This is a genomic window from Moorena bouillonii PNG (assembly GCF_001942495.1).
GTDB lineage: Bacteria > Cyanobacteriota > Cyanobacteriia > Cyanobacteriales > Coleofasciculaceae > Moorena > Moorena bouillonii.
The window spans coordinates 7843667-7861564 of the sequence record NZ_MKZS01000001.1 but is presented as its reverse complement, the minus strand read 5'-3'; the positions used below and the strand labels follow the sequence as shown (position 1 = coordinate 7861564).

General features: G+C 39.1%; 15 protein-coding genes and 1 pseudogene. All 16 read right to left on the bottom strand.

Going from position 1 to position 17898, the window contains the following annotated elements:
- Nucleotides 1-62: 62 nt before the first annotated feature.
- The 16 genes and pseudogenes from BJP37_RS32060 to BJP37_RS32000 all read right to left on the bottom strand — a co-directional run bounded on the left by BJP37_RS32060 (nt 63) and on the right by BJP37_RS32000 (nt 17720).
- On the bottom strand, nt 63-3056 hold the full coding sequence (locus BJP37_RS32060; RefSeq protein ID WP_143727900.1) for a contractile injection system tape measure protein: 2994 nt from the start codon (nt 3054-3056) through the stop codon (nt 63-65).
- 15 nt (nt 3057-3071) lie between these two features.
- Nucleotides 3072-5090 (bottom strand): baseplate wedge protein, encoded by a 2019-nt coding sequence (locus tag BJP37_RS32055; RefSeq protein WP_143727899.1) that lies wholly within the window; start codon nt 5088-5090, stop codon nt 3072-3074.
- 216 nt (nt 5091-5306) lie between these two features.
- Nucleotides 5307-5441, bottom strand: a complete 135-nt coding sequence (locus BJP37_RS44115; RefSeq protein WP_269087100.1) for a hypothetical protein — start codon at nt 5439-5441, stop codon at nt 5307-5309.
- A 53-nt stretch (nt 5442-5494) separates the two neighbouring features.
- Nucleotides 5495-5686, bottom strand: a pseudogene (locus BJP37_RS45265) (Uma2 family endonuclease); the annotation flags it as partial.
- Nucleotides 5683-5862 carry a hypothetical protein gene (locus BJP37_RS45260; protein WP_438941547.1) on the bottom strand — a complete coding sequence of 60 codons (180 nt, stop codon included), beginning with the start codon at nt 5860-5862 and terminating at the stop codon, nt 5683-5685. The pseudogene BJP37_RS45265 and the gene BJP37_RS45260, both read right to left, overlap by 4 nt.
- Before the next feature lie 238 nt (nt 5863-6100).
- Nucleotides 6101-6244, bottom strand: a complete 144-nt coding sequence (locus BJP37_RS41800; RefSeq protein ID WP_198954369.1) for a hypothetical protein — start codon at nt 6242-6244, stop codon at nt 6101-6103.
- 69 nt (nt 6245-6313) lie between these two features.
- Nucleotides 6314-6490, bottom strand: coding sequence for a hypothetical protein (locus tag BJP37_RS40445; RefSeq protein WP_158069858.1), 177 nt, complete (start codon nt 6488-6490; stop codon nt 6314-6316).
- A 106-nt stretch (nt 6491-6596) separates the two neighbouring features.
- Complete coding sequence (locus tag BJP37_RS32040) at nt 6597-7148, bottom strand: Uma2 family endonuclease (RefSeq protein WP_075905056.1); 552 nt, start codon at nt 7146-7148, stop codon at nt 6597-6599.
- A 391-nt stretch (nt 7149-7539) separates the two neighbouring features.
- Complete coding sequence (locus BJP37_RS32035) at nt 7540-7779, bottom strand: hypothetical protein (RefSeq protein ID WP_075905054.1); 240 nt, start codon at nt 7777-7779, stop codon at nt 7540-7542.
- Between the two features lie 513 nt (nt 7780-8292).
- On the bottom strand, nt 8293-11178 hold the full coding sequence (locus BJP37_RS32030) for a hypothetical protein (RefSeq protein WP_075905052.1): 2886 nt from the start codon (nt 11176-11178) through the stop codon (nt 8293-8295).
- Nucleotides 11179-11193: 15 nt separating this feature from the next.
- A complete protein-coding gene (locus tag BJP37_RS32025; RefSeq protein ID WP_143727897.1) occupies nt 11194-11829 on the bottom strand; it encodes a baseplate J/gp47 family protein in 636 nt (211 codons plus the stop codon).
- The gene (locus BJP37_RS32020; protein WP_075905048.1) at nt 11778-12884 is read right to left on the bottom strand and encodes a baseplate J/gp47 family protein; all 1107 of its coding nucleotides are present in this window, start codon (nt 12882-12884) and stop codon (nt 11778-11780) included. Before BJP37_RS32020 ends, BJP37_RS32025 begins: the two co-directional genes overlap by 52 nt.
- Nucleotides 12885-12899: 15 nt before the next feature.
- Nucleotides 12900-14429 (bottom strand): baseplate J/gp47 family protein, encoded by a 1530-nt coding sequence (locus BJP37_RS32015; protein WP_075905046.1) that lies wholly within the window; start codon nt 14427-14429, stop codon nt 12900-12902.
- A gap of 192 nt (nt 14430-14621) precedes the next feature.
- Entirely contained in the window at nt 14622-15431 is an 810-nt protein-coding gene (locus BJP37_RS32010) for a baseplate J/gp47 family protein (protein WP_075905044.1), read from the bottom strand.
- A 253-nt stretch (nt 15432-15684) separates the two neighbouring features.
- Complete coding sequence (locus tag BJP37_RS32005) at nt 15685-16776, bottom strand: ISAs1 family transposase (RefSeq protein ID WP_075905042.1); 1092 nt, start codon at nt 16774-16776, stop codon at nt 15685-15687.
- Nucleotides 16777-17540: 764 nt separating this feature from the next.
- A complete protein-coding gene (locus BJP37_RS32000) occupies nt 17541-17720 on the bottom strand; it encodes a hypothetical protein (RefSeq protein ID WP_075905040.1) in 180 nt (59 codons plus the stop codon).
- Between the last annotated feature and the right edge of the window lie 178 nt (nt 17721-17898).

The window sequence follows — 17898 nt, the reverse complement described above, 5'->3', positions numbered from 1 at the left end:
TATTACCTATTACCTATTCCCTGTTCCCTGTTCCCTATTCCCTGTTCCCTGTTCCCTACAGCTTACCACTCTACATATAAAATATTATCCATCCACGGCAGCTTAACAACTCGTATGCTCCAAGGAATTCTATCTAGTAAAATATCGTAGGTTTCACGTTCAACCTGTAGCAGCCAACTACCATCACGAACTCTCACAATACCGTTTCTCTGCAAAAAAGCTTTTCTAAATCCTTCTATTGATGTATTTTTCAAAATAGACCAATTTTGAATCACAGCATATAATAAGTTTTCACATTCTGCTCGTTCTTGTGGGGTGATTTCTAAATTGGTGTCTATAGGTTCTAATAAATCTATACCGCATAGTATTTTATTAAGAGGTAAACTGTGTTCTGGTATTTCTGTTGAGTTATCAACTAAATACTGGAGTAAAAGGGCTGCTCGTTCAGCAGATATGGTATTAATAAAAATCTTATCTTGTACCAATCCTATTTTGACAAAGAAGCGAGTCAGAAATGGCCATAGCAAAATTAATCCCCCATTGTAAATATAGATTTCATCAGAGTCACTAAAAGTATTGACAGTATCTGGAAATCTGGTTTGATTAGACTTGAGTTCTTGTTGGATGTTGAGTTTAAGAGTTTGAATACTTTTCTGTAGTTGTTTGAAGCGTGTAATCAGGTCTGATGACCTTTGGACTTGGGCAGGATTATTGATTTCATTTAGTAATATTTCTATTTCAGTCTTAAGTTGATTAATTTGCTGTTTATGTTGGGGTAATATCTGGCTATTGAAATCAAGGTGTTGCAATTCCATTAATAGGTGTTCCAGTTGTTCCCTTTCTTTAATCAACTGTGTCTCTTGGCTAGGAATTTGGATTCTATCTAAGATTTCTGGAAGTTGACTTTTAAATCTTTTTCCTTGTCTGACTAGATGCTCTATCTTGGCAACAATATTCTTTAAAAACTCAGGATAGTTAATCCGATTACTAGTGGCAATATGTAATAAATTGTCTTCGATTAACTTGAAGTTATCTACTTTAGTCTTACTCTCTGAGGAGATACTGAAAAGTATTCCTTGCCATCTCTCCAATCGCAATTTGGCTGCTGGAATATTTATGGTCTGCTCTAGCTGTTCCAAAACCGGTTTTATGTCTGTATTATAGTCGGCAATAAACTGGACTGAATCCCCAGTAAATAATCCGGCTATTTTGAGGAGTGTTGAATCGGAAAATTGGTAAATAACACCCTGCAATTGCTTGGGATTTTTGAAGCAAAGCTTAACAATAGACTTGATCTGATTTGGGGAATTGGTGATCAGGCGATCGCAATATTGTTCTAGCTCTTGTTTGCTGACATTTTCGGGGAGTATACCTGTTTGGATAAAGTCGCTAAAAATCTCTAGTTGTGAAGCTCTTGCTTCTGCTCTAATCAACTGTGTCTCTTGGCTGGGGATTTGGATTCTATCTAAGATTTCTGGAAGTGTGCTTTTAAATCCTTTTCCTGCTCTGACTAGATGCTCTATCTTGGCAACAATACTATTGATAAAATCAGGATAGTTAATCCGATTACTGGTGGCAATATGTAATAAATTGTCTTGGATTAATCTAAACTTATCTACTTGAGTCTTACTATCTGAGCAGATACTGAACAATAGTCCTTGCCATCTCTCCAATCGTAATTTGGCTGCCGGAATATTTCTCGTCTGCTCTAGCTGTTCCAAGACCGGTTTTATGTCTGTATTATAGTCGGCAATAAACGGGACTGAATCCCCAGTAAATAATCCGGCTATTTTGAGGAGTGTTGAATCGGAAAATTGGTAAATAAGGCGCTGCAAATGCTTGGGATTTTTTAGACTTTGCTGAACAATAGACTTGACCTGATTTGGGTAATTGGTGAGCAGGCGATCGCAATAGTCTTCTAGCTCTTGTTTGCTGAAGTTTTCCGGTAGTATACCGGTTTGGATAAAGTCCCTTAAAATCTCTAGCTGTGAAGCTCTTGCTTCTGCTCTAATTAACTGTGTCTCTTGGCTAGGGATTTGGATTCTATCTAAGATTTCTGGAAGTGTGCTTTTAAATCCTTTTCCTTCTCTGACTAGATGCTCTATCTTGGCAACAAGATTCTTTAAAAACTCAGGATAGTTAATCCGATTACTGGTGGCAATGTGTAATAAATTTTCTTGGATTAACTTGAGCTTATCTACTTGAGTATTACTATTTGAGGAGATACTGAAAAGTATTCCTTGCCATATTTCTAATCGCAATTTGGCTGCCGGAATATTTCTCGTCTGCTCTAGCTGTGCCAAGACCGGTTTTATGTCTGTATTATAGTCGGCAATAAACGGGACTGAATCCCCAGTCAACAATCCGGCTATTTTGAGGAGTATTGAATCGGAAAATTGGTAAATAAGGCGCTGCAATTGCTTGGGATTTTTTAAGCTTTGCTGAACAATAGACTTGACCTGATTTGGGGAATTGGTGATCAGGCGATCGCAATAGTCTTCTAGCTCTTGTTTACTTAAGTTTTCTGCCCACCAGGGTAGCATCCCTGTTTGGATAAAGTAGCTAAAAACCTCTAGTTGTAAAGCTCTTTTACTAGCAATCTCTGATTTGCCAATTTGATCAGATAGTCTTTGATAGCTCGTTGAACTTACAGAGGTAATTTTATTTACTTCTATATTTTCCCCCGTCTCTCCCTCTGTTCTAGCAAGCAGTGGTGAAGACTCACCCAACTCAGTCTTAGGTTGTGGCTGTGTTGAAAAACTGGAAGTTGAGTGGCTAATTTGTTCTCCTAATTGCTGTTGAATTTGTTCTATGATTTTGTCAATCAATTCCTGTTCTAGATTATTGATATCGATATTGCCTAGGTCTATTTCTAGGGTATTAATTCGATGTATTGTATCTAAATCGCTGAACTGATTAAATAAATTATCAATCAGGGGGAGGACTTTATAGCGATATAGTCTACTTACCTCATTTTGCAGTTCAAAAGCACCTTGCTGTGAACTTAAATTAAGTTCTATAATCTGTTTTTTGATAATATGTCGTTGTTGCTTCACTTCCAAAGGCTTTAATTAAATCACTCTAAAATCTGTGTCTGTGTGTACATTTAGATCATTAGAACGGATAGTCATATATCCAAGGACGCTAAATGATGTTATACCAACACGACCAATTTCTAAGGCTTCTATTAGGTTATTAGTCGTACTCTTAAGAGTATCAGGTGTCGCATTTTTATCTACAATTGTATTTAACCAGTGAGTGTAAGCCGTTTCAAACTTTCGCATTTTTGTTTTATTTAACCAGTGGAAATAAGGAGTTATATGGGCTGGTATTTCCGCACTGATAATGTTATAAATTAGCTGTTTAAAGTTTTTTTCTCGAAAGCGAGGCAGCCAATCAGGGAATACAAAACTGAGTTGGAAAGAGTAAGGATCTATTGTGTTTGAATCTGTGTTTGAATCTGTGTTTGATTTAAATTCTGAAAAATTCTCGTCTGAGTCGGGGTCGTTACTGCTGCGAGGACGAAGTAAAATATGTTCGACTATATGGAAACCTTCGGTTTCATCCGATTCATTGCAGAGAGCCAAAGTTTTTCGATGGTAAGGAATTCCTAGTAAACTACAAATTCTTTGTTTTAGTCCCGATACGTTTTCTGTATCCCAAACCTGACTGGAATCAGTGTAATTAAAGGCTTTACCCCTCCCAGCGCTAATTTGGGGATAATTTTGTAAGAAACTAATTTTATCATCAATCAGTTTTTCATCCAGAATTGATTCATATAAAAGTAAAGAATAATCTGTGAACTTTTCACAAAACTGTGCCATTAAATGATCTAGGAAACGGTTTTTTATTATCTTATCAATATCATTCCATTGATCTTCTGGTGAATTTTGCTCAAAGTTGAGGATTTCTGGCGCACCTGGAATGCTATAAAGTTCCTGGTAAAAGTAGGTTGTATTGTTCTTAGTTTGAAAAGAGAATAAATCTTTAGCATGATCTAATTGAGCAAAATAGTTAGCTAAAAGTTGGTCAAAAAACATTAAATAAGCTTGTAGCTGCTTGGCTTGAGCCTTGCGTTTGGGAGATGCGGAAGCCGGTAAACCTATTTCTCCAATACCGTAAGTAGCAGGAAAATCATTTTGGATTGATTCATAGTCAGATAATTCTCGGTATTGTCCCACTGGGATGGGGATATCTTTTGTTTGTGTGCTTGATGATGTTTTTGTGTTTTTTTGTTGTAAGGATTTCAGATAAATTTTAGCTTTATTCAGGTTCAGATTGCACGGAATTTGTCCTTTGTAAAAGGTAATGTTACTTGTCAAGCCATCTATATCTTTGAGTTGGGGTGTTAGATTAGGCTCTAATGCTAACGCCGTTTCTTCTAATTCAGATGAATTGTCGCTTGAAATAGTAATTATTATAACAGTTTTTATCCCTGGAATATCTAAAATAATCCGAATTATGTCAGAGGTGTGCAGTTGGTCTTTCTTGATAAAACTATCAAGTTTTTCATCGTCAATGAAGCCATGTTCCAGGGGGACACCATCAAAGATTGCTTCAGGAGTTTTGCCTTGATCCAGTAGTTCTTTTAAGGTTAAAAATTGTAGGTGAGGAGAAATAAAATTATCTAAGTCCAAATATATCTGTGCCATTAATTCATTCACCTCAAATCCTTCTTCAATTTCCATCTCGGCTTTGATGGTGATTTCTTCAATGGGTAAAATTTCGACTGAAGCAAAATCTTCACACAAATTTCGATGCTGATTAAGTTTAGATTTTACTTTTTCGATGAGACTCCCTTCGTCAGAGACATTTTTGTCTTTTTCGATTAGTACCCGATAAAGTCCATTTAAGTTGACTTGCTGAGTGCGTTTAGAAGCTTCAAAAGTTAAGGTATGAAGAAGGGAATCGTAATAAATTGGGGGTTGTGAATTCTTAATGGGTTTAACCCATGCATTTTTAACACCATCGATGTCGATTAGCAGTTTGCGATAATCATTAATTGTGAGGGGATTAACGGTGAGGATTTCTCTGGCGGTGAAAAACTGTTTCCTATTTTCTTTAGGAGCAGGCGCAAGCAAGTCTTTCATCTCGAAGTCAAGGCGATAGCTTAAATCCGTGATGGCATAGCAAAGTTGTTCTAGGATAGTAATACCGGGATCGTGGGTATTGTAGTCTGTCCACAGTTTCCCCCCTAGGCGTTCGATGTGCTTGATTCCTTCTTGTCGCAATAAGGCGAAATTCATGCCAGGATTTTCTGGGGGGGCGTTGGAGATGGTAAGGTTTTTAGTCATGATATAGCAATTCTACGACTTGTGAGGTACAAATTTCTGGGTTTTAGGGAGCAGGGAGCAGGGAGCAGGGAGCAGGGAGCAGGGAATAGGGAATAGGGAATAGGGAATAGGGAATAGGGAAGAGGTAAAAAATAATGTGTACCTCATAGCTACGATAAACGTTAGAGTAGACTTCTTACAAAAGTTGGGGACAGGGAACAGGGAATTCGTGCCCATTTGAAGACCGCTATATCAGGTACAATGGAGCGTGTACCTATGATGCTCGTTGAGCAGCTTCCCGCAGGGTAGCTACAGCGCAATAATGGGAAGGCATAAGCCATTTTTTGGCTTTCTGGGTTTTTGTTGATGCTATTGCACAGCCTGAGCTGCAATCGACTATGCTTTCCTATCAGATAGAGCGTGAGCCTTCTTGGGACATTAAAGGTAAATCCGGTCGCCTAAGGGGTTTGGAAATAATTTTTCTGTTGCTTGCCGTTTGTCGTTTCCGTAAGTCATCACAGATGGCTTTCAAATCGTAATTGAAAGTTCTAGCGTGTTCCTCTCGAATTCTGTAGATCTCTTCTAGAATTTAATCTCTCCACATTTTTATTCTACCATTAATTCATAAGGTGTACAAATAGTGGATAAATCCTATTATACTGGTTTCAATGTAGACGGTTTCGCTCACAGAAATCTATAAAATATCTTCATCCCTGATCCTACAGCATTTAATCCTTGTTCTGAGGGTGTGTTGCTAAAGCCTCGGTTTCTAATCCTTGCAAATTGTCTGATTTAGAGGTAGCACTATTCTGTTTAGTTAGCTCTTCTTATAATACCTGAATTGCTCCTTGGATGCGGAGTAATGTTTCACGAACATTTGCTTGTTTGGCTTCTAAATCGGCTAGGACTTTTTGTCCTGATGCAAATTCGGCTTTTAGTTGGTTTAGGCGTTTTTCTAGTTGTTCTTTCATGTTCCTTGTTGACGAGGATGGGTTACAATACAGCAGTTTTAAATTGGGTGAGGTGCAAATTATTGGGTTTTAGGGAGTAGGGAGTAGGGAGTAGGGAGTAGGGAAGAAAGAAGAGGGAAGTCGGAAGTGGTAAAAAATCCTCTGTACTTCGTTACTATTAAAACCGCTATAGTATATTATAGCGTTTATCGCAGTTATGAGGTACAGTCTTCTTTGACGTTGATTCCCTGTTTTGATGCAGCGCATCCCTCTTCTCTATTCCCTCTTCTGTATTCCCTGTTCCCTGTTCCCTGTTCCCTGTTCCCTACAATCCATAAATTGTATATCTCATAGCTATGAGAATTGCTATATATCAGATAGTTTTTGATATTAACTTTTCCACTGACACTTCAACATGGGGAAAAGCAACTGGATACAAAGTTCCATAGGCTTTGGTTTGTTTGATTTGATAACTATCCCCTGATGGTTGCTGAAACACGATCAGTTGTTGAGCTTTTAAATCTACAACCCAATATTCTAATATACCAGCATGAGCATAGGCAATTCGCTTCTGTTCTAAGTCTTTTTCCAAGGTAGTGTCAGATATTTCTATCAATAAGTAAATTTCCTCGGCAGAAGGGTGACGATTGTCATACAATGAAACTGGCAATTTAACAACAGCAATATCTGGTTCTGGTTCAGAATCAGGAAGGGTAACTGGATGTGATTCGTAGATTTTGGCGCAACCTCGGAGCTTTTCCCGCAAATAGTCTGCCATAGAATCGTTGATTTTCCGATGCAATGGTCCCTCTGGTGACATTTCAATAATTTTTCCCTCTAGTAATTCCACATGACGCTCACTGAGGATACCTGCTGCAATCATGTGATGATAGTCTTCAATTGACCATTTAGCTAAGGTAATCATTGCTCTACTCTGATTAAAGATTGCTCTTTTGGAATTGCTCCTTGGATGGGGAGTAAGGTTTTACGAACATTAGCTTGTTTGGTTTCTAAATCGGTTAGAAGTTTTTGTCATGATGCAAATTCGGTTTTGAGTTCGGATAAACGTTTTTATAGTTGTTGTTTCATGTTCCTTTGGCTTTTAGATTCAGGTTCGGTTTAAATTTGTAGATGGTGCGTTACGCTACCGCTAACGCACCCTACAAGAGCGGCGATCGCACTGATAATACAGACAGATAACTTCTCTTTGACTAGGTCTTAAAATTTATAAAGCTGCCCGATGTTTTTGCCTATTATCCTTACTTAAATCAATTTAATATACCAGAATGTTAGTGTCTAAATACCGTTTTATTTTCTTATTCGATGCCATAGACATTACTTCTAGTAAGTGGTTCTTTTACACCAAGGTCAGCAACCAACCAATCAAACTCTTGATGAAGTTGCTTCAAGTCTTCTTTCTCTTTGTATTCTTTTTTACTTATATCTTGTGAAAAACTATTCTGTTGAGAAACCGCCTTAAAAGCAGCAATAATTTCTTCAAGCATAGCAATCTGTTTCGGACTTAGATCTGTCACATCTATGACTTTATTTTTCATTACAATTTTCCTCGTTTACTATTAGGTGTTTTGATTATAGCATGAGCGATCTCACTTGGTTCATGTAGGGTGGGCAGTGCCTACCAACTGTTTTGAGTTCGGCTAGACGTTTCTCCAGTTGTTGTTTCATGTTCCTTTGGCTTTTAGATTCAGGTTCGGTTGAAATTTGGAGATGGTGCGTTACGCTACAGTTGTTGTTTGATGTTCCTTTAACTTTTAGATTCAGGTTCGGTTGAAATTTGGAGATGGTGCGTTACGCTACAGTTGTTGTTTGATGTTCCTTTAACTTTTAGATTCAGGTTCGGTTGAAATTTGGAGATGGTGCGTTACGCTACAGTTGTTGTTTGATGTTCCTTTAACTTTTAGATTCAGGTTCGGTTGAAATTTGGAGATGGTGCGTTACGCTACAGTTGTTGTTTGATGTTCCTTTAACTTTTAGATTCAGGTTCGGTTGAAATTTGGAGATGGTGCGTTACGCTACCGCTAACGCACCCTACAATATCGGCGATCGCACTAAACACCTATTATTGGTAAGTAAAATGCCATGACCACAAGTGTTCTTCCGCCACCGAAGCCATCTAGGCATGATGGGTTGCTATTCCACCTTGCAACATTGTCGCCAACTTTCTTCCACTGGAGCTTAACGGTATGCTGACCTGTCTGAAGCGGCAAGACGAGATTGCCATTCAAATTCACATTAGGATGATTAGGGCTATGGGGTTGAAAGTGCGAACCAGATTGGCGACAGCCATTACCGTCCACGACTAGCCTTGTTGCAACGAGATTACCACCTTCACAATTTCCATCTGGTTGGACATTAATTGAATAGGTACAAAAAATTATTGCTTTTCTATCTAGGGTGAAAGTAACTGATGTATCGGAAACATATTCCCACCCCGTGGATGTGATAGAAACATCAGTATCTGGTTGGGCTGCCCATATTCCAGCCAAAACCCCGCCACCTTTAATTTGTCCTGACACATCCAGCTTTGCCTCTGGACTATCCGTACCAATCCCCACATTGCCCTTTCCAGGCATTAAGGCAATATGATCGTCACAATGATTAGATGTTCCAATCTCCAGTGTCCTTGCCTCTGGTTCGCATCCTCGACGGTAATATCTGATCCAGGCAGCATCACCACAACTTAGTTGTATCGCTCCAGTTACAGTTAGGTTTTTTACTGAAAAATCCTGACTCTGAGAACCAGAAAGACATGTTTTTGTGTCTACATAGGTTTTAATTGCTTTCTCCGTTGGTATTGCCCGATCGCTATTACCTTCGAGAGTACCATCACAAGAAAATTCATTCACCGCTACTCCCTGTTGTAGCTTGAGATTGCCCTTCACTTCTAGTTTTGCCCCTGGATTTGTCGTCCCAATCCCCACATTACCATCTTTGGTGAGGTTGAATACATCACACGCTTCTGCTGTAGAAAAGCTCAATCGCCCACCAGGTTTATTGGCAATTTCTACCCGATTCTTCAATCCTTCGTTGGTGGAAAGTTCTAAGAAGGCTAGGTTAGTGCAAGATTGAAATAAGCCTACTGCATCTGATGCTAGGACATGAAACTTGTGAGTTGGATTGCTTGTCCCAATCCCCACATTGCCTTTTCCAGGCATTAAAACAATATGATCGTGACAATGATTAGATGTTCCAATCTCCAGTGTCTTTGCTTCTCGTTCACCTCCTCGACCGTAATATCTGATCCAGGCAGCATCACCACAACTTAGTTGTATCGCTCCATTTACAGTTAGGTTTTTTGCTGAAAAATCCTGATTCACAGAACCATGGAGAAGCGCTTTAGTATCGGCATAGGTTTTAATTGCTTTCTCCGTTGGTATTGCACAATCGCTATTATCTTCGAGACTACCATCACAAGAAAATTCATTCACCGCTACTCCCTTTAGTAGCTTGAGATTGCCCTTCACTTCTAGTTTTGCCCCTGGATCTATCGTCCCAATCCCCACATGGCAATCTTTGATAACCATCTGTACTATTCCGTCAGTACCAGGGTTCAGTTCATTGTTATCATGAGTACCACCTTTGTACCAAGCAAAATTATTGTCAGTGCGGAAATATTGAGTGCCATGCTGTATCCCTATCCCGTAATTATTATTACACATGTTAATTATCTGTCTTGTCGGTGTATCAAAGCTAAGACTTCCTGAGACAGATAATTCATTTGTGGTTGTACAGCCATCTACCCGTAGGTTTTTATCCCCTGGATCGGAATCACCACCAACGTGCAAACCGCCATTTATAGAGAGTTTAGCCCTTGGATTTGTCGTCCCAATCCCCACATTGCCCTTTCGAGGCATTAAGGCAATATGATCGTCACAATCATTAGATGTTCCTATCTCCAGTGTCGTATTTTCTCCTGAATTTCCACAACGGTAATACCTGATCCAGGCAGCATCTTTACTACCATAATCCGGTTCTTTAGTAAAGAAAATACCGTTGTTTTTTTTATTACCCGCACTTGGTTTAATTACTCCATTTACAGTTAGATTTTTTGCTGAAAAATCCTCACTCACACAACCATGGAGAAGTGCTTTAGTATCGGCATAGGTTTTAATTGCTTTTTCCGTTGGTATGGCCATATCGCTACAACCTTCGAGAGTACCATCACAAGAAAATGCATTCACCGCTACTCCGTACTCTAGCTTTAAATTTCCTTTAACTTCTAGTTTTGCATCTGGACAGGTCGTCCCAATCCCCACATTGCCTGATTCACTTACAATGGTTAAATGTTTTCCTTTTGAAACGCAGTTGCTATAGCTTTCTATATATAATTTTTTTTCTGAACTGCCAATGTACTTAAGGTCAAAACCCCCGTTTGCTGCGGTCGATTCTCCCAATTGAATGGTTGCATTATCATTATCTCCTTGACCCCAAATCTTCAGGACAGGTTGATCTCCTTTAATTTCCAGCTTGGCCTTTGGACAATCCGTCCCAATCCCCACCTTGCCATCTTTCTTAATAACGAAAGGAGTAGTATTATTTAACTGATCATCAATCCGTAAAGCATCTTCATGACACGTCTGGCGAATATGGAGTTTCGCCTTCGGCGGATCATCGATACTCAGTCCCACATTCCCATTACTGCTGTCAATAAAAAGCTTACTATCTCCAGAATTATATTTTATATTTAAACCTGGCTTATCTCCTGATTTTTGATTAATACTCCAAGTCTTCGTATCACCCGCATAAAAATCCAATAGTTTCTCATCGTCACCCTGGGCGGTAATCTTCAGGGGAGTATCTGCCCCAGCCGGGTTTTCTATGCCATCCTCTTTTATATTGAGGGTGGAATCAATAAAGTCGGCAAAATCCTGTTGAGAAGGCTTTGCCCCTGTCTTGAATAATTTTTTTAGGTCACATCTATTCTTGGGTTCCATGATATTTAACTCCTTTTAAATAACCTCAAAATCAGTAACAATACTCATATAACCAATTCCCTCAAAATCCTCTTCATCATAAGAATTTTCTGTGCCCATCAGGTAGATAATATGTTGAGGGGCAGAAACCAAAATTGAATCCGGGTGTTGCACCTGGGCAAGATTAGACGGAATCACCCGATAATAGATATCTGACTTGCCGCCAGATCCAGCTTTGATGGCGACTTGCTCAATTAATTTGAGATAGCCAACATCATCTACATAAGATCTTTTCTTAATAAAATGGATCACTGAGGAATTAGGGATTGAACTACCAAAGGTAATATCTGCTTGTTCTTCATAGGCCCACGGGGACAAAAAGCGTTTAATATCTTCATTGAGTTGATTGAGATAGTACCCCTGGTCACATCCAGCGAGAAAACGGATACCCACTTTGTATTGAATGGGTGCGTAGTGAGGATTTTTTACCACGATTTGCACAAACGGTGAGGTATAGTTTTGCAGGTATACCTGGATTTCCTTTAGTAAGTAGGAAGGTGCTTTGGGTTCGAGGGGAAAGAAAGGCGCAGTATTCGCCACGTCGGGAATTACCACCACAGTTACCTTGGCATCACCAGGATTGTGGTTGCCAAGGTAACTGTGGTGATACATTTCACCTTATAGATTTGGGGGAAATGTTCCAATACTAGACGTTCGTAATCCCAGGCAGTTATAGCCCTCTGTTTATGGCGCAGTCTTTCACTCACCCGCATGGTGAAGGCGCGATTGTCTTCTTTTGGTTTACCGCCAAAGGAACTATAGGGCTGTTGTACTGTGTTGATGGCGGGATCTCGTGTTACAAATCCTTGAATGGAATTAGCTGCGAGGGGTTTACTTAAATGGTCGGCTGCATTCCCCTGGTTAACAAAGGTCGCCCTGACAGCTTGGGTTTTGATGTCGAGAGTATCAGGAATTGCAGCAGCGTTTTCGGTGACGGTGGCTCGTAACCAATGTAAACCACTGGGTAATAAGTTATGCTGACTGGTGGCTTTGTCTGGAATACTCAAGCGGATAATCCCCGAATCGACTAACCCATTGGTACTATCGGAAAGCATTTCTGTATCTTGAAATTTCTGCCAAGAATTACCACTCAAGTAACTCCAGTGAATCTGTGGCGGAATTAGTTCCCCATTACCACTGCCCGGTATCATTTGGAAGAGGATGGAAATGTTTTGGGGTGGTTGCAGATTACGGATACCAATGTATAAAGTGCCTTGTTCTTGATAGTTCGGTAAGAGATAATATTGGTTGTCTTGATTGAGAGTTTGGATATCGGCATAGCCAAAGGGATTAAGTTGGAAGATTTTACTAGGTTCCTGCTCGCTTTGGGAGGCTTGCAAGTCAATCTCTTCTGAGGCGGTATAGTCGAGGGAGATGGCTTTAACTTGCGGGGTGTAAGGGGGATAAACCGTCAGGGATTTGATTTTTATATCCTTTCCATCTTTATCTTTTACTTTGGTTCCATCTTTATCTTTTACAACGTCTTTATCCGTTGCAGAAGTCACCTTATTTAATACTATCGGATATAAATCATGGGCAAATGCAAAATCTGGGCTTGCTAATTCCAGTATGAAATACCGATTTTGCTCAAAAGGATCATCTGTATCTATATCTATAAGGGAATTAGATGATGAATCATCTTGTAGATTGGAGTTGTGATAACTCAAAGAAGTATTTTTTTTTTAAATAGTTTTTTCTTCTTGGTTTTCTCCGGTCCCGGTAATTGTAATTGTTTTTTCTGTAAATATTTCTTTGTCATTTTTTTCAAAATCCACCCTGCTTCGGTTATTAAAAAGCTTCAAACTGGCTTTAAAGCTGTTATTAGTAATTGCATCCGTAATTACCCCAGTACTTGAATATGCCTCATAATGGGTGGCAAAGTCTTTAGGAAGTCCCATCCACTCCATATTAATGGCAAGACTATCTAATTTTTTGGTGCTAATTTCTCGATTAGCGAAGTAAAACCCCGAACCTACTTTAGGATTATTGCCAAAGGGTTGAAAAGGAATTTTGGGATTTAGTACTGAGTTATCATTCCGCAGTTGGACATCTTGACTATTTTCTACTTTAACTTGTATCTTTACTTTTTCTAAGCGTACCGATTTAAATTGATCGTAATATAGTTTTTCCTGGGTATTTTCTGCTGATGATATTTCTTTCAACAGAATTTTTACCACTGGATAGGGAGTGTCCAGGAAAAAAGTTGACTCATCTGGTTTGGGTGGCAAAATAGCAGGTAGGGTGGGATCGAGGGTTAACTGAAACTGTAAACTGTTGAGGTAAATAGCAGAATTACGATAGAGGTTAATCTGGTCAGTACTAACAGCCTCTTGAGGAAAATTACCGATACCAATTTGCTGTATATTAGCTTCTTTATCCCTGACTAATCCTATAATCTTGAATATCTTGCCGTCATTCCAAACCAGAAGTTGCCCTACATCGTCGCTCTCAGAAAAGGTATGTTCAGAGCCTTCACTAAAAGAAACGCTTGTCAAGTTATCGTTGTCCGAAGCAGTGGAACTCAGAGATAGTTCTGTACTGCTATAATAGTCTAGTGGTTCTTCAACAATAAAATCGCCAACTTTAGCTTCAAAAGCTTGAGGTTGTATCCATTGGGCTTCACTACTCAAGTAAATCTCAAAAGGGTCGCTACTTAGTATTTCTTGGAAAGTATCCCGATTCAAAGTGTTTCCTTCAGAGGCGAAGGTAAGGGTAATCTTACGTGTACCTTCTTGCAACAACAAGACGGGAGAAGTAACGGCAAAACCGATGGAATTTTGTGAGGTTTGAGTAATGTTGCCAAAAGTCTGAAAACGTTGTGCTTTAGTTACTTGTCCCTCTTCCGCGTCAACTAGTGAACTTCCATGGATATTTTTAATTTCGGTTTTTCCAATGGGAGGGTAAGTAAAGTTTCTTTTCTTGGTTTGGGCTTTTTCAACGAGGCGATAGACTTCTTTCCAATCAGGATTTTCTGTAGTAGCTTGGATTTCCATAATCTTCCGGAAATCTGCCACACTCAGATACAGTTCTTCTTTGACATATCTAATAACTCGCTCTTGGTCAAGATCAGCAACTATCTCTTGGAGGGTTGTATAACCATTAGGCATTTTCGGCAAAGGATCGCCAGGATTAGGATGACCAAGAGCCCATTCCATCATGCTCTTGAAATCGGACTGTTCTCGCTTTTGTTTTAAGGCATTACGCCTCCCCATGGTAATTTTTTTTCTGTAGGCTTTTTCAATTATTTTATAAACTTCGTTCCATTCTAATTCTGTAGGTTCTTCTACTTCTGGATTGTCTTTATTTATTTGCCTATCATGGATATCAAAGCAATACTTAAAATCTTCTGTAGAGACAAAAAATAGTTGATTTTTAATATAATTTTCAATAGAATCCTTTTCTTCTTATTCTTCAGAGATTTGTTCAGGATTTTTAATCCCTTGATAAATAGTGTCTTTGAGATAATCAATATCAACAGATTCACCATTAAAATCAGGAAGTTTGTCTCCTTGGTTGGGGCTACCAACCGCCCAGCGCAGCCTAGTTTCAAAACTTTGATCGCTCTTATTATCTTGATTATGAATTTCTTCTAAACCGATATAATTTTTTTCTAAAAATAACGTTTTGATGCTGGCTACTTGAGCTTGATTAACAACTATATCTTCATCGGTGGCATAGTTAATATTAACCCCTTGACTATCTTGTCCAGCGCTGAGCAAAGTACCCTTGTTAATAAGATGGGCTTCTTCTCCTTGCGCCAGCTCAAAAATCCCATGAATCTTGTCTGGAACTTCCTCTTTTGTCCTTAACTGCAGTACCTCTTTATAGTAAAAATCGAGATATCTTTGGGTCAGTGCCTTGAACTGTTGCTGAGGATAACGTAATAATTGTAAAAACGTGAACAACAAAACTAGATGAGGTTGGGCTAATTGCCGTTGTGTCGATGGCTCGTCTGCGAAGTTTTCCGGGTTATTAATGTAAGCAACCATTTGCTCAACATCTCCCGCAAAGAAACTCGACCAATCCCCATTTATCCGATTGGACTCATCGTAATAGTTTAGTTTTGTGGCATACTCTTGTACGAAGGTGAGTAAATCATAAACATCGCGCTCATCTACGGAAACATAATCTGGTTCGAGTTCCCTTAGCAAGCGTCCGCGCTGACTAACGCCATCCCGAAAAATTTGATGTATAATTTTCTTGTTTGTATTCATAACTAAATTCTACATCATTGATCAGGATGGCAGATGTAAACTTTATTAACAAGCTAATCTCAAAAAAAGTAATGAATATTCATATAAGGAACGAAAATTAAATTTGGTGTAAGCATTTAGTTATCAGCCGTCAGCGATCAGCTGTCAGCTAATGGGCTAGGGCGTGTCTTCTTGCCTCGGAGATCCCCCTAAATCCCCCTTAAAAAAGGGGGACTTTGAGAATGGCTCCCCCCTTTTTTAAGGCAGGGCTGTTTCATTCTAACAAAACCCAAAGCCTAGACCACTTGTTACGAAGCCATCTTTGGGCTTGGGTAATTGAGTCGAAGCCCAAAATTCGGAAAAGATTCAGAGCTACTGTGTTGAGAATAGAAAAGTTAGTAGTAGCTTGAGTGTCATTAAAAGAACAATGATCTTCCTGTAAAATCACATCTTTAATCCAATGCAATTTATTTTCGATTGCCCAGTGTCCTTTAATTTTATCAGCAAATACTTTAGCCGTTTCTGACAAGCTACTGATATAATAAGCAATATGATAATAATTAGCATTTCCTCTTTTTCCTTGTCTAACTACTTTTATAAAACTCTTTACATCCCACCAATCTAAGCAAAAATAAGCCGGAGGCTCAAACACGTAAGTAGTGCGCTCAATTTCTCGGCCATGACTCTTGTCAATAGTGCAATTAACTGTAATTGGTGTTTGATGATTACTAACATATTCTAGAGACTTATAGAGTGTTTTTTGATTTTTTTTAACGGCAATAGTATAATGATTATTTGAGTCAATAATAGCTTGAGTGGTTGCTTTTTGACAGTGGAGAGCATCGAGAGTAAATACTTGATTCTGAAGGGTAAAAGTTCTTATAGCTCCTTGGACTTGGTGAATTTCTGAACTTTTCTTATTTTCAAAATTAGTCAAATTTAAAACTACCCCTGACTTCTGACTAAACAAAGAAACGATTACCACAAAATTTTGATAATGATTGTTATAATTTTCAACAGTACTTCTTAAAGTTTTTCCATCAATAGCTATCCAATCTCTTAAGGATTTATCAAAAGCAAATTGACTTGCCCACTGATTAAAAATATCCAATAAATTTGAACAATCTACTCCTAACATCACTCGTCGAATGGTTGAATAAGAAGGAACTCTCTCCGGGACAATATTTAAGGTATTCAATAATAAGTCTTGATTAAATCTAGCAAAATCTCCTAAAGCTCTATACCCAGTATATCCTTGCATGAGTCCGAGAATAATAATTAATAAAACCCTCCATAAAGGATGTCGTTGTCCTTGGAGTTTACGAAAGTCCTTGACTTTTTTGAGAGCTTGAATTAGGCTATTCATAGATAAACTTTTTATAATTAAATAGCGTTCGCTTTTATTTTACAGTATCGGCGATCGCTTTTTGTTTTGTTGATATCATTCGCTTTTTTATTCCGTTGCCCAAGCTTTTTGCGCTTAGAGAATTTAAGACTTTTTTAGGTTAAAATACTTAACTCTTAAAAAAAAGGGTGAACCCGTTACTCCAAGGCGGTTTCAAAACCTCAGAAAAAATTTTGACATCGACAATGAAACAGCCCTGGGGGCTGGGGGGGATCTAAATCTTGCGGAAAACTTTGAAAACACGCCCTAGGCTCACGCTACTTGAGGTGCTTATGGCCTATGGGCAAGCTACACCGAACATTGAATAAGCGATGCAGCAAGGGAACAGGGGAGGCAGTCGGCCAAAGGGGGTGGGTGCATCTCAGTTTTGCCTAATGGCAAAACTGAGTTAGGATTTTTCAATGGTAGGGTGGGCAAAATTCAAGCGGTTGTCGGTTTGATTAGAAATCATGGCTAATTTGCAGACCCTACAAAAGTTAGGATTTTTCAATGGTAGGGTGGGCAAAATTCAAGCGGTTGTCGGTTTGATTAGAAATCATGGCTAATTTGCCCACCTGACAAGAGCTTTAAGGCAGAAGGCAGAAGGCAGAAGGCAGAAGGCAGAAGGCAGAAGTGACAAGAGTTGGAGCTAGTTTTTAAAAAGTCCAGTGATTTTACAAGCGATGCAGTCGGCCAAAGGGGGTTTCCCCCATGAGCGACTGCATCAAGACAATGATTTAGGATCGCTATAGCTGATCGCTGATCGCTGATAGCTGATCGCTGATATAGCAATCCGTGTAGGAATTGAAATAATTTTGTTCCCTATTCCCAGATCCGCTGTTCCCTATTCCTTGTTCCCTTTGCTCTAGTGGGGTAGGGTGGGCAAATAATGATAGTTTGACAATTTGATCATCAATCATGTCCATTTGCCCACCCTACAAAAGCGATCGCTAATTCTCCTGCTAAATAAGCATTCAGCAGTCAGCGGTGAGCTAAAAGCTCACGCTACTTGAGGTGCCGTCAGCTTTCCATAACTCAGTGGGGTAGGGTGGGCAAATAATGATAGTTTGACAATTTGATCATCAATCATGTCCATTTGCCCAC